Source organism: Afipia sp. GW822-FHT03D08 (assembly GCF_058801645.1).
This window is the reverse complement of the sequence record NZ_JBXANK010000001.1, coordinates 361,231-374,439: the sequence shown is the minus strand read 5'-3', so window position 1 is coordinate 374,439 and position 13,209 is coordinate 361,231. Positions and strand designations below refer to the sequence as shown.

Sequence of the window (13,209 nt, the reverse complement as noted above, 5' to 3'; positions counted from 1 at the left end):
GCGGTCCCTGGAACCAGGCTCATCCAAAGGAAGGCGAGCTACTCGGTCTTGGTGGTGGCGTTGGAACTGGTCCGCGGCGTGCCGTCCTTACCTTGGCCGGCGATGCGGACCTGATCGCCGTCCGCAATACCGTCGAGCGGTGTGATGATGATCCGATCATCGGGCGACAGTCCGCTGGCGATCTCGATCTCGCGGCCGAGGTCGCGTGCGATGGTCACGGTCTTGAACAGCACCTTGTCGCCGGCGGTCACCGTGGCCACGCGCAATCCGCTGTTGTTGAAGACCAGTGCGCTCGCCGGAATGCTCAGCGGCTGCGCATCGCTGGACAGCGCCAGCTTGACGTTGGCGAAGGCGCCGGGACGCAATTCGCCCTTCGGGTTCTCGATCGCAAGCTGCATGCGGGTCGTGCCGGACGAAACATCCACCGACTGCGACGACGCCTCGATGGTCGCCGGGAAGGTGCGGCCCGCATATTCCGGCACCGTGACGACCGCTTTCGCGCCCATCCTGATGCCGGGCAGATAGTTCTGCGGCACGTTCACATAGAGACGCAGCTTCTTGACGTCGGACACCACGAACATCGCGGCACCCGAACCGGTGCCGCCGTTAATCAGCGCACCGACGTCGGTGTTGCGTTCGGTAACCACGCCATCGAACGGCGCGGTGACATTCTTGTAGCTCGCCAGCGCCTCGAGCCGCTGCACGTTCGCGCTCATCGCGTTGACCTGCGCTTCCTTGCTGGCGAGATCGGCCGAACGCTCATCGATTTCCTGCTGCGAGACGAAGTTCGACGCCAGCAGCGTCTTGCGGCGCGCGAGCGTGGCAGCGGACAGCTTGGCCGCCGCCTGCGAATTCGCGAGGTCCGCGCGAGCCTGCAAAAGTTGCTGGTCGAGGTCTGGCGCTTCGATTTCGGCAAGCTTCTGTCCGGCCGCGACCTGAGCACCGATATCGGCGCTCCAGCTCTTGAGATAGCCGCTGACGCGAGCGTAGATCGGCGCACGCGAATAGGCCTCCAGACGTCCCGGCAGATCGAGCGTCGCGTTGAGCGGCTTGGTGCCCGGCAGCGCGACCGCGACCGAGGGGATCGCCTGCGCGTCGGTCCATTCCTTGAGATTGGCGTCGCCCTTCGAACGGGTGATGATCCCGCTGACAACAACGGCTGCAAGCACGCCGATGGCGACGGTGCCATAGAGCCTCAGCTTGCGGGGCGAGACTGACGAGGTCTTGTCAGGTTGCATGAACCATCTCCGGCGCCGTCGCGGATGTCGCGGGCTGTTGCTTCTTCTTGTGAACCATACTGAACACCACCGGTACGAACAGCAATGTGGCGGTCGTTGCGAAAATCAGGCCGCCGATCACGGCGCGGCCGAGCGGCGCATTCTGCTCGCCGCCCTCGCCCATTCCCAGAGCCATCGGGGTCATGCCGATGATCATGGCAAGCGCCGTCATCAGCACGGGGCGGAACCGGACGAAACCGGCGTCGAGCGCGGCCGCGACCGGATCGCCGAGCTGGTCAAAGCGCTCGCGGGCGAAGGCGATCACCAGCACCGAGTTCGCCGTCGCCACGCCCATGCACATGATCGCGCCGGTCAGCGCCGGAACCGACAGCGTGGTGTGGGTCGCGAACAGCATCCACACGATGCCCGCAAGCGCCGCGGGCAGCGCCGAGACGATCACGAACGGATCGGACCACGACTGGAAGTTGACCACGATCAGAAGGTAGATCAGCACGATCGCGCCGAGCAGGCCGAACAGCAGGCCGGCGAAGGCGCTGTTCATCGTCTCCACCTGCCCCAGCAGGACCACGCGGCTGCCGCGCGGAAGATCCTTGGCGGTTTCCGCGATCACCTTGTTGATGTCCGCGGCAACCGCGCCGAGGTCACGGCCCTGCGGCGTGGCGAAGATCTGCACCATGGTCTGGATGTCATACTGCGAGACCACCGCGCTCGAGGAGGAGCGCTTGATGTCGGCGATGCCGCCCAGCATCGGCGCCGTGGCAATTCCGGCGGAGGAAATTGGCAGCGCCTCCAGCTTGTTCAGCGAGTCGATCTGGTACTGCGGCGTCTGCATCACGATCGAATAGGACACGCCGTTGTTCGGATCGAGAAAGAACGTCGGCGCAACCTGCGAACTGCCGGCGAGATTCACCACCATGCTGTTGGTCACGTCGCGCGCGGTGAGGCCGACATACTGCGCGCGGGTCCGGTCCACATTGACGTCGAAGCTCGGATTGTTCGGCGACTGCTGGATGCGCGCATCGGCGACACCCGGAATCAGCTTGATCCGCCGCAGGAGATCATTGGCGTATCTGAAATTCTCAACCGTATTCGCGCCGCGCACCTGAATGTCGATCGGCGCCGGAGAGCCGAAGTTCAGGATCTGGCTGACGATGTCGGCGGGAAGGAACGCGAACGAGACGCCGGGGAATTCGCGCGGCAGCTTTTCGCGCAGCTCGCGTACATATTCCTCGGTCGGCTTGTGGTCTTCTTTCAGCTTGATCTGGATGTCGCCGTCCTGCGGGCCGATCACACCGGTGTTGTTGTAGGTCAGGTTGATGCCCGAGATCGGCATGCCGATGTTGTCGGCCATGGTCTCGATCTTGTCGGACGGAATGACCTGCCGGATCACCTTCTGGATATCGGCAAGCTTGTTGGCTGTTTCTTCGACCCGCGTCCCGATCTGGGTGCGGACGTGGATCAGGATCTGCCCGGTATCGACCGACGGGAAGAAGTTGCGGCCGAGGAACGGCACCAGCAGGAACGAGACCCCGACGAAGCCGAGGAAGCCGATAACGAACACCTTGCGATGGCCGAGCGCCATTTGCAGCAGGCCGTGATAGACGTCCCTCACCCGTTCGAAACGCTTTTCGAATGCGCGCTGGAACAGCACCAGCGGATTGCGGCTTTCCGGCGGAGGCAGCGGATTGCCGTTCTCGTCATGCGGGTGCGGATGCAGCAGATACTTCGCCATCGTCGGCACCAGCGTGCGCGACAGGATGAATGACCAGGTCATCGCGAACATCACCGAGAGCGCCATCGGCACGAACAGGAAGCGCGACACGCCTGTGAGGAAGAACATCGGCACGAACACGATACAGATACAGAGAAGCGTGACGAAGGCAGGCGTCGCGATCTGGCGCGCGCCCTCGAGAATGGCCGGCTCGACCTCCATCCCGTGTTCGAGATGGTAGTTGATGTTCTCGATGGTCACGGTGGCGTCGTCGACCAGAATACCGACCGCGAGCGCGAGGCCGCCAAGCGTCATGATGTTGAGCGTCTCGCCGACCGCCGACAGACAGATGATCGCCCCGAACACCGAGAGCGGGATCGAGATCGCGATGATGAGGGTCGAGCGCCAGCTTCCGAGGAACAGCAGGATCATGATGCTGGTCAGCGCCGCCGCCAGCACGCCTTCAAACGCGACGCCGGCGATGGCGCCGCGCACGAAGATCGACTGGTCGCCGAGCAGATTCACGCGCAACTGCTCCGGTAACTGGTCCTTGGTGTTGATGATCTTCTGCTTGATGCCGGAGATGATATCCAGCGTCGACGTCGCGCCCGCCTTCAGCACCATCATCAGCACCGATCGCGTGCCGTCGACATGAACGATGTTGGTCTGCGGCGGGTTGCCGTCGCGCACCTGAGCCACGTCGCGGATATAGACCGTCGCGCCGTTGACGACCTTGATCGGCAGGTTGCCGAGCTCCTCGATCTTGCGCGGCGCGTTGTTGAGCTGGATGTTGTATTCGAAGTTGCCGATCTTCTGGGTGCCGACCGGCGTAATCAGGTTCTGCGCGGCGAGCGCATTGGCGACATCCTGTCCGGACAGGCCAAGCGCCTGCATCGCGGTCGGATTGATGTCGAGCTGGATCTGGCGCTGCTTGCCGCCGAACGGCCACGGGATCGCCGCGCCGGGCACGGTGACCAGCGGCGTGCGCAACTGGTTGGTGGCGATGTCGAACATGTTCTGTTCGGTCAACCCCTCGCCGCCGAGCGCAAGCTGGATGATCGGCACCGTCGAGGCGCTGTAGTTCAGGATCAGCGGCGGCGTCGAACCGGCGGGCAATTGCCTCAGCATGGTCTGCGCGATCGCGGTGACCTGCGCATTCGCCGTGCGGATGTCGACGTTCGGCTGGAAGAAGATCTTGATGACGCCGTAGGTGTTGTACGAGTTCGCCGTGATGTGCTCGATGTCGTTGACCGTCGTGGTCAGCGCGCGCTGGAACGGCGTCACGATGCGGCCGGACATCTGGTCAGGCGGCAGGCCGGTGTACTGCCACACCACACCAATCACCGGGATGCGGATTTCGGGGAAAATGTCAGTCGGCGTGCGCAGGGCCGCCAGCGGCCCGACGATCAGCAGCAGGACCGCGAGCACGACGAAAGTATAGGGTCGGCTCAGGGCAATCCGGACAAGCGCATTCATCTTATGTTTTCTCGGTCGGCAGGCGCGACGTTGCCCCTGCGGGAAAGACCTGTTGTCTTCACGCTTTCAGTCAGGGCTGATCTACCTGAATCTGCCGCGATTGCGCAACGCCGCGAAACTCACAGTCGCTTGTTCGGAAGGTTCCGGCGGCCGTTTTCGCGGGTTTTGGATGAATATTTCGCTGGGCGGGGCCAATTTATCACAAGATCATCTGGGTCTGGGTGACGATGGCGACCAACCGCCCCTCCTCGGTTTCAATCCGGGTCTGCCAGACATGGGTGCGGCGCCCGAGATGGATCGGGGTGGCGGTCGCCCTGACGGTCGAACCCGCTTTGGCAGCCCCCGTGAAGTTGGTCTTGCTCTCGATGGTCGTGGTGCCCTTGGCGTCGGGTGGCAGGTTGATGATGGTGGCGGCGGCCCCGACGGAGTCCGCGAAGGCCATCACCGCGCCGCCATGGATCGAATGCCCCAGCGTACAGAGGTCCTCGCGCGCCACCATGGTCGCGACCACCTTGTCCTTGGCGGCCTCGACGAATGTCACGCCCATCAGGGCGGCGAACGGCATGGGCCGCGACTGGATCATCTCAAGCAGGGTCACGCTGCCGCTCCTGTTGTTAATGTAAAAAGTGAAGCCGCTTCCGGGCCGGAGAGCGACTTAAAGTAACGAATGAACATCGTCTCCGGCCCCGGATCACGCGGCCTCCACGCCGCACCAGCCGGCCACGAACAGCGCAATCGCCCGCGTGGTCTTGCGCAGCGATTCGATTTCGACCCGTTCGTTGAAGCCGTGCATCGCCTCGGCATTGGCGCCGAAGCACAGGCTCGGGATACCGGCGTTGAGACCATAGAAGCGCGTATCGGTCAGCGCCGTGAAAGCCAGCTCCTTCATCGGTCCGCCATAGACCGTCTCACAGACCGAACGCAGCACGGCTTCGGGTTCATCCGCGCCTGTCAGTTCATAGCCTTCGGACAGGAAGCCGGACCACTCCACCACCGGCGGGTTCTTGGCCAGAAACGGATGCCGCGATGCGGCGGCTTCGACACAGGCGACGATCTCGGCCTGATGGTCCGCGATCGACCAGCCGGGCAGCACCGCGATCCGACAATCGACGTCGCACCATGCCGGCACCGAGGACGCCCAGTCGCCGCCCTTGATGATGCCGGGATTGAGCGTGATCGGATGCTTCACGACCTTGAAATGCCTGTCGCTGGCGGCGCGCCTGTTCCAGTCCTCTTCCAGCGCTTCAAGCGCCTGAAGCAGATGGTACGCCGCCTTGATGGCGTTCGCGCCGATGCCCGCCTCGTAGACGTGCGCCGGCTTGCCGCGCACCTTGAGGCGAAACCAGATCACCCCGACCTGCGAGCGCACCAGCCTGCCGCCCGTCGGCTCGGGAATGAAACAGCAGTCCGCGCGATAGCCACGCTGCACGGTGGAGAGCGCACCAACGCCGGTGCTCTCCTCCTCGATCACGGACTGAAAATGGATCCGCGCCGTTGGTTTGAGACCTGCCGCGCGCAACGCATCGAGTGCGTAGAGCGCGGCGATGGTGCCGGACTTCATATCGCCCGCGCCGCGGCCATAGAGCCAGCCGTCCCTGACGGTCGGCGAGAAAGGCGGCGTGTCCCACATGTCGAGCGGCCCGGCGGGCACCACATCGCAGTGACCCTGCAGGATCAGCGAACGGCCCGCCTCACGCGCGGGACGATAGGTGCCGACCACGCTGCGCGCGCGGGAGAAATCGTGCTCGATCGGACCGAAGCCGCGCAGGTCCTTCAGGTCGTCGACGTTGATACGCCAGTCATCGACCTCAAAGCCGCGTTCGCGCAACAGGTCATGCATCATGTCCTGACACGGACCTTCCGCACCGCGCGTCGAAGGAATGGCCGAGAACTGTTTCGTCGTCTCGATCTGCCGGTCGAAGGCCTCGTCCACCGCATCGAGAATGCGGCGCTGGATCTCATGCGAGGTTGTCTTGGCATCCATCGTTTCGTCCCTTCGTGCCCGCGTCTGCCGCGCGGATTATGGCACGAGTGTAACCAACTTTAGGGGACGGCTGGAAGGGACGCGATGACCTTTGAGGTAAGCATCCCAGAGGCTCCGGCTGCCGGTTGAACCTCGCCCGGCGAAACAACGACCAATGATTTCTCCGTAGCTGCCGCTACAGATGGGGGACGAGCGGGGCGACCCGCTCCAGCCATCCTGCTCAAGACAAGCGTGACACAATGCTCCTGATGTCCGACCGATTTAAGTATGCCGCCCTCGCCTTGCTGCTGCTGGCGATACTGCTCGCATGCTACAAGGGACGACACGCGATCTCTGCAAACGGCCGGTCGCTTGCCTGGACTCAAGTTCCTCTGATCGCGTTCGTGACGATTTCCATCGGCCCGAGCGCAGTCGCCATACTTCTCTATCTCGGCTACAAATCCGGTATGTTGCAGGCCGGACAAGCCGGATACCGATTTTCATCATTCATTTTTCAGTTCCCCATTGATTTCGCGGTCATGAACTGGGGGTTTGTTGCGTTGTATGTGACTTGCCGGCTGGCGCCGAACTTTCGGTCGGCCCGGTCCGCGATGTGGCTTTCCGCAGCCGTGATGTCCTTACTCAACGTGCCGCTGTTCTTCCTGGCTCCCGATATGGTGTCCAACGTCTTCGATGCGGGCCAGGGCATCGGCATCGTTCAGGCGGTGCTCAGCATGCCGCTCTGGTTCGGTTCATATCCCAGCTTTCTTAATCCCGACTCTGCGCTTGGTCTTCTGGTCTTCGCGCCGCTCGCACCCATACCGCTCGCGGGTTTGGTCTGCTGGATTGCCGTCCAACTCATCGGAGGGCCAGCCAGTTCTCCAAAAGCAACCAGTGCGCGGCCGTAACGCACCGCTCCAAAAGTCTGCGGCCAGTCATTCTGCAAAGAGTCCGCACGTCCTCAATCATTCGGCCGCCACGCCTGTTGCGGCGGCCGAAGGATGACCTGCAAGGATCAATACCCGACCGTGAACCGCTGCCTCGAATGCGCGGGCTTCTCGACTTCATCCGCGAGCGCGATTGCATAGTCCGCGAACGAGATGCTGCTGCCCTTCTCCGTGGTCAGAAGCTGATCCTTGCCAAGGCGGAATGTGCCGGTACGAGGACCGTCGAAAAATAGTGCTGACGGCGAGAGAAACGTCCAGTCGAGGTCTTTCTCCTGCCGCAGCAGATTGAGAAATTCGCCGCCCTTGGTGGCCTCGTCCTTGTAAGCCGCCGGAAACTCCGGAGTCGTCACCAGCGCGACGCCGGGCGCGACCTCGAGGCTGCCGGCACCGCCGACCACAAGATAGCGCTTCGCGCCCGAGGCCTTCGCCGCGTCGATCAGCTTCTGCGGGTCGCTTGCCGTGAAGTGCACGGCGCTGATGACCACGTCGTGCCCTTTAAGCAGCGCGGCGAGCCCATCCCTGTCGAAGACGTTGCCCTTCTTCGGCGTGACGTTCGCCTGCGCCTGAACCTTCTCGGGATTGCGGACGATGGCCGTGACCTCATGGCCGCGGCTGGTGAGTTCCTTGAGAATGGGCGTGCCGGCCTGGCCGGTCGCGCCGATCAAAGCGATTTTCATGATTTGCGTCCCTTGTGCGATCTGGTATCCAATGGATACCAACTAACGAATGGACATCAGATGCCCGCTCGCGACGCCGCTGTGAAGAAGGCACCTTTCCGAGACATGGTCCCCTTCGAGAAACCACCCGCCAAACCTGCGCGTGGAAACAAGGCTCCGCGCGGAAACTGGCCGGCGAATCCCTACGCGCAGGATTGCCCGACCCGGCTGGTGCTCGACCGTATCGCCGACAAGTGGACCGTATTGTTGCTGATCCTGCTGTCGCGCAGGCCGTGGCGCTTCAACGAACTGCGCCGCGAGATCGGTGGCCTCACGCAGAAGATGGCGTCGCAGACTCTGAAGGGAATGGAACGTGACGGTCTCGTGAAGCGCAAGGTGACGCCGACCGTTCCGGTGACAGTGGAGTATTCGATCACGCCGCTGGGGCGCACATTGAGCGATACCGTTGACGGCTTGCGCATCTGGGCGGAGCAGCACATGGGCGATGTCGCAAAAGCCCAGTCACAATATGACCGAACCAAGGCACAAACTGTGTAGATTCGGTCACACACGCCGAGTTTGTGCGGATGTTCTTTGTGCGTTCGCAAGAGTTGATGAGGTGTTTAGAGCTTGCGCGATAGGATGGCGCATCATCGGCGACAATCGATGACTTAATCGCCGGCGATGAAAATGAGCTCCCAAAATACAAGGAGAGCAATCATGCCAGCCTATGCACAGCATCACCGCAACCAGCAGATATTTCATGCGGCCATGACCGTGTGTCCAAGCTGCCAGAGCCTCCCCATGGAAATCAGGGAGGTGCACCCTCACTGGGACCTGGCGAGAGTCGACTTCATCTATGAATGCCCGGCGTGCTGCACTGAAGTCCGGGACACTGTCGCGAAGCACTAAACGCCGCTGTAAGTCCGCGGGGGCATCCGCGCCTACCAGAATCACGGCCGCCCGACTACGATGAGGCATGACCTTCGTCTACCTCATCATCGCGATCATTCTTGAGGTGATCGGAACCTCCGCGCTGCAGGCGTCGGAGCAATTCACCAAGCCGAAGCCGCTGATCCTGACAGCGATCGGCTACGCGGCCTCGTTCTATTTCCTGTCGCTGGTCCTGCGGACCATGCCGGTCGGGATCGCCTATGCGATCTGGTCCGGCCTTGGCATCGTGCTCATCACACTCGTTGGTCTTGTCTGGTTCGGCCAGAAGCTGGACATGCCTGCCGTGATCGGCCTCGCGCTGATCATCGCCGGCGTCGGCACCATCAATCTGTTTTCATCGACCGTTTCGCATTGACACATTGGAGAGACCACATGGACAATCGCAATATCCTCTACGCCGTCGTCGGAGCTCTCGTCATTGCGGTCGCCGTGCTCGGCTACAAGGTCTATCAGGACAACAAGAAGCCGCAGGGCCTGCAGATCAACGTCGGCCCCGACGGGCTGAAGATTCAGAACAAGTGAGACGCGAATGACCGCGACATCCTTCCCGCGCGCGCTGTTGCTTGCAGCGATTGCCTCGGTGGCGCTGATCGCCGCCGCGCGCGCTGACATTGTCGGACGTGAAACCGACATCACCGAACTCCGGCTCGGTCAGAAGATCTATGTCGACGACGGCTCGTGCCCCGCAGGGCAGATCAAGGAAGTCAGCGGCATGCGACTGACCGCAGCGGGCGTCGAGCGCTCCAGGAAATGCGTCGATCGCAAGGGCAAGAGGTAGATTTCCTGTTCGTCATTGCGAGCCAACGGATCGGCGCAAAGCGCCGTCCGATGATAAACTCCGCGAAGCAATCCATTCTTCTGTCCAAGATATGGATTGCTTCGTCGCTAACGCTCCTCGCAATGACGGCCTGTGATCTTCTACAAAATCCACCTAAATCGTCCTGCCGCCATCCACCGGCAGCACCACGCCGGTAATAAATCCGGCATCGTCCGACGCGAGATAGACGCACGCCTTGGCAATATCGTCAGGCTGCGACATGCGGCCGAGCGGAATCGTCGCAATGAACTTCGCGCGATTCTCCGGGGTGTCCGGCACGCCCATGAAAGTTTCGAGCAGCGCGGTTTCGCCCATCACCGGCGCGACGCAGTTGACGCGAATCTTGTCCGGCGCAAGCTCCACCGCCATCGCGCTCGACAGCAGGTTCACCGCGCCCTTCGAGCCGTTATACCAGGTCAGGCCCGGACGCGGGCGGATGCCGCCAGTCGAGCCGATATTGATGATGCATCCGCCGCCCTGCTTGCGCATCAGCGGCACCGCCGCGCCCGTCATGTGAAAGATCGATTTGACGTTGACGGCGAATACGCGGTCGAATTCGTCTTCCGTCACATCCATGATCGGCTTGTTGCGGAACGACCAGCCCGCGTTGTTCACCACGATGTCGAGCCGTCCGAATGTCTCGACAGCGGTCGCGACGGCCCTGTCGATGTCGTCCCGCTTCGACACATCGCCTGCCAACGAGACAGCTCCGCCGGTATTCGCGGCAACGCGCGCCGCGCCCTCACCGTTCAGATCGACGATGACGACCTTCGCGCCTTCATCGACAAAATGACGCGCAATGGCCGCGCCAAAACCCGATGCGCCACCTGTGACCAGTGCAACCTTGTCTTTAAGACGCATGGTGTCCGCCCTTTTGATTTTCGTTGTCGCTGCATCGAGCGTCGATCAACCGAAAGGCAAAGGCAAGCTGCGTCGCAAAACGCGTCTACCCCGAAATGAAGTCACCGCATTTCTGGATGGTGTCGTTGCTGCCCCACGGCATGATCGGCACGGAGGACGTCGAGTTCTTCGGCGAACCGTCGATCAGCTTGTCGGAATAAACCATGTAGACCAGTACGTTCCGCTTGGGGTCGCAGCCGCGCACGATCTGCATCTTCTTGAAGAACAGCGAGCGGCGCTGGCGGAACATGTCCTCGCCCTGCGGCGCCTTGGACTTGAAGCGGATCGGCCCGATCTGGCGGCAGGCCAGCGAGATGTCGGACACCTGCTCGGCGAGGCCCAGCCAGCCCTTGTAGCCGCCCTTCTCAGGCACGGTGAAATGGCAGGCCACGCCGTCAACCACCGGGTCATCGACGCCGTACGTTGCAAGTTTGTCATCCGGGCTCAGTAGCTTGAATACGGTCGAGCGCCGGAAGATCAGATCCGGCTCGTCGGCCGCGGCCAGTGGCGTTATGGCCAGCCACGCAAAGGCGGCGGCCAACAGCGCGGCGGCTGTCAGTCGGGTCGGTCGGAAGGGCATCGGGAGGCTCCAAGGAAAGGGTCTTCAGAACGGCTGAACGGCTGTCCCGCCGGACCCCTCATGTGGGGTGGGTCGGGCTTCGTTGGAAGGCACGGAATTGTGACCGGGGACAACCCGCCGTTAAGCGCTTTTGAAGGCTCAAAGGCTAGCTTTTCGGCACCGTGAATCACGCAGAATGCGGTATCGAGGCCGGGCGGCGATGAACATTCAGCCAGTTGGCGACACTAATACTGGAATCAATTGAGGAATTTCGCGTGTACGGGAATAGGCTACCAGCTTCAGGCGACCAGCGGAAAACGCTCGGCATAACCTCCCCTTTTCCTGGCAATGACATCAGTTCCAGGCCAGTCCGGTCCATAAGGCTGCGAACCGCATGGCTCGCCACCGCGCTCACCGCCGGATTTGCGCTGCCTGCCGATGCCCAGGTCTACTGGCCGATGGACCCCGGCGCCACTTACTACCCGGAACCGCAGCATCACCTGGAGCCGCGCCGTCCGCGCGTTGCCCGCGCCAAACCGAAATTTCCCGATGCCCCGAAGGACACCGCAAAGCCGGTCGGCCCGATCGTGGTTGCGATCTCGATCGATCGGCAGACCTTGAAGCTCTACGACCAGAACGGCCTGTTCGCGGAATCGCCGGTCTCGACCGGCATGCGCGGCCATTCGACTCCGATGGGCGTTTTCAGCGTCATCCAGAAGAACAAGTATCACCGCTCGAACATCTACAGCGGCGCGCCGATGCCTTACATGCAGCGCATCACGTGGTCAGGCGTGGCGATGCATGCAGGCGTTCTGCCCGGCTATCCGGCCTCGCACGGCTGCATCCGCATGCCGATGAATTTCGCGATGCGGATGTGGGGCTGGACCCGCATGGGCGCACGCGTAATCATTACGCCCGGTGAAGTCTCACCGGCTGATTTTTCCCATCCGCTGCTGATCGCTCGCAAGCAGGGCACAAAACCCGTCGCTGCAGCGGCGGTGCCGGAGAGGCACGCCGAGACGACGCCGAAATCAGACCGGTCGTCCATTGTCGACGCGGCGTCCCACGACAAGCCGCAATTGCGGCTGACATCGATTTCCGAAGACGCGCCCGTTCGCACGGCTGACGCCAGCGGCGCACTCCCGCAAAAGAGCGACGCCGACAGCGTCGTTGCGCAGGCATGGGATGCCAGCCGCGGCGGCGGTTCCTGGGATGCAGGCCGTGGCGGCGTTACGCCGGAGCCCGAAGCGGCCAAGGACGGGCCTAAGGAGAATGCCAATCCTCCGTCGCCGAACGCACCGAAAGACGGCGCAGCGGCCAAGGACGATGCCGCGAAAACCGACGGCAACGCCGGTGCTTCCGACGACAAGGCAGCCGGCGACAAGTCTCCCGATGCAACGCCTGCCGACAAAAAATCCGAGGCCCCGAAGACCGACAAGGATCAGACTCGCATGACTGATACCGGCGCGGCACCGGCGCCGGTTGCGGTCGCGTCCGAAGGCTCTGCCGAGTTCATCGGGCCGGTCAAGCCGCGCACCGGGCATGTCGCCGTCTTCGTCAGCGCCAAGGAAAACAAGATTTACGTGCGGCAGAATTTCGAACCGTGGTTCGAAACGCCGGTGACGATCGCCGCATCGAACCGCCCGCTCGGCACGCACGTCTTCACGGTTCGCGCCGACAAGGACGACGCCGAGGCGCTGCGCTGGTCGGTGGTCTCGCTGCCATCCCCCGCACGTGTCGCGGAAGAGGCTCCGCGGCGCAGGCGCGGTGAGCCGGTTGCGGCCATCGCAGCCCCCGCTCCGCCGTCATCGCCAACCGAGGCGCTCGACCGCCTGTCCATCCCCGAAGAGACCATGACCCGGATCGCCTCCGCGCTGGCGCCTGGCGGATCGATCACCGTGTCGGATCGCGGCCTTGGCGACGAGACAGGACGGGGCACGGATTTCATCGTCCAGTTGCGGTAGCTGGCGATCCCGATCTGGCCGGTT

13 protein-coding genes are annotated in these 13,209 nt (G+C 62.7%); 6 read left to right on the top strand and 7 right to left on the bottom strand.

Annotation, left to right across the window (positions count from 1 at the left end):
- Nucleotides 1-38: 38 nt before the first annotated feature.
- The 4 genes from AC1RM7_RS01765 to AC1RM7_RS01750 form a co-directional block, all read right to left on the bottom strand.
- Nucleotides 39-1,238, bottom strand: a complete 1,200-nt coding sequence (locus AC1RM7_RS01765) for an efflux RND transporter periplasmic adaptor subunit (protein ID WP_024919112.1) — start codon at nt 1,236-1,238, stop codon at nt 39-41.
- On the bottom strand, nt 1,228-4,425 hold the full coding sequence (locus tag AC1RM7_RS01760) for an efflux RND transporter permease subunit (RefSeq protein WP_024919111.1): 3,198 nt from the start codon (nt 4,423-4,425) through the stop codon (nt 1,228-1,230). Before AC1RM7_RS01760 ends, AC1RM7_RS01765 begins: the two co-directional genes overlap by 11 nt.
- A 199-nt stretch (nt 4,426-4,624) precedes the next feature.
- Nucleotides 4,625-5,023 carry a PaaI family thioesterase gene (locus AC1RM7_RS01755; RefSeq protein ID WP_024919110.1) on the bottom strand — a complete coding sequence of 133 codons (399 nt, stop codon included), beginning with the start codon at nt 5,021-5,023 and terminating at the stop codon, nt 4,625-4,627.
- A 93-nt stretch (nt 5,024-5,116) separates the two neighbouring features.
- Nucleotides 5,117-6,409, bottom strand: a complete 1,293-nt coding sequence (locus tag AC1RM7_RS01750) for an ArgE/DapE family deacylase (RefSeq protein ID WP_024919109.1) — start codon at nt 6,407-6,409, stop codon at nt 5,117-5,119.
- Between the two features lie 239 nt (nt 6,410-6,648).
- Between AC1RM7_RS01750 and AC1RM7_RS01745 the strand changes: the two genes are divergently transcribed.
- Complete coding sequence (locus tag AC1RM7_RS01745) at nt 6,649-7,296, top strand: hypothetical protein (protein ID WP_024919108.1); 648 nt, start codon at nt 6,649-6,651, stop codon at nt 7,294-7,296.
- Between the two features lie 107 nt (nt 7,297-7,403).
- Here AC1RM7_RS01745 and AC1RM7_RS01740 read toward each other — a convergent pair whose 3' ends face one another.
- Complete coding sequence (locus AC1RM7_RS01740) at nt 7,404-8,012, bottom strand: NAD(P)-dependent oxidoreductase (protein ID WP_492838374.1); 609 nt, start codon at nt 8,010-8,012, stop codon at nt 7,404-7,406.
- 207 nt (nt 8,013-8,219) lie between these two features.
- On the opposite strand from AC1RM7_RS01740, the gene AC1RM7_RS01735 reads away from it, so the two are divergent.
- The 4 genes from AC1RM7_RS01735 to AC1RM7_RS01720 all read left to right on the top strand — a co-directional run bounded on the left by AC1RM7_RS01735 (nt 8,220) and on the right by AC1RM7_RS01720 (nt 9,723).
- The gene (locus tag AC1RM7_RS01735) at nt 8,220-8,549 is read left to right on the top strand and encodes a winged helix-turn-helix transcriptional regulator (protein ID WP_244434446.1); all 330 of its coding nucleotides are present in this window, start codon (nt 8,220-8,222) and stop codon (nt 8,547-8,549) included.
- A 421-nt stretch (nt 8,550-8,970) separates the two neighbouring features.
- Entirely contained in the window at nt 8,971-9,300 is a 330-nt protein-coding gene (locus AC1RM7_RS01730) for a DMT family transporter (protein ID WP_006020330.1), read from the top strand.
- A 17-nt stretch (nt 9,301-9,317) separates the two neighbouring features.
- Nucleotides 9,318-9,467 carry a hypothetical protein gene (locus AC1RM7_RS01725; protein WP_006020329.1) on the top strand — a complete coding sequence of 50 codons (150 nt, stop codon included), beginning with the start codon at nt 9,318-9,320 and terminating at the stop codon, nt 9,465-9,467.
- 7 nt (nt 9,468-9,474) lie between these two features.
- Complete coding sequence (locus tag AC1RM7_RS01720) at nt 9,475-9,723, top strand: DUF6719 family protein (protein WP_024919105.1); 249 nt, start codon at nt 9,475-9,477, stop codon at nt 9,721-9,723.
- A 153-nt stretch (nt 9,724-9,876) separates the two neighbouring features.
- On the opposite strand, the gene AC1RM7_RS01715 is transcribed toward AC1RM7_RS01720, so the two are convergent.
- Nucleotides 9,877-10,623, bottom strand: coding sequence for an SDR family oxidoreductase (locus tag AC1RM7_RS01715; RefSeq protein WP_024919104.1), 747 nt, complete (start codon nt 10,621-10,623; stop codon nt 9,877-9,879).
- Between the two features lie 85 nt (nt 10,624-10,708).
- Nucleotides 10,709-11,242, bottom strand: a complete 534-nt coding sequence (locus tag AC1RM7_RS01710; RefSeq protein ID WP_006020326.1) for a CreA family protein — start codon at nt 11,240-11,242, stop codon at nt 10,709-10,711.
- A gap of 437 nt (nt 11,243-11,679) precedes the next feature.
- On the opposite strand from AC1RM7_RS01710, the gene AC1RM7_RS01705 reads away from it, so the two are divergent.
- Complete coding sequence (locus AC1RM7_RS01705; RefSeq protein ID WP_244439017.1) at nt 11,680-13,185, top strand: L,D-transpeptidase; 1,506 nt, start codon at nt 11,680-11,682, stop codon at nt 13,183-13,185.
- Nucleotides 13,186-13,209: the final 24 nt, after the last annotated feature.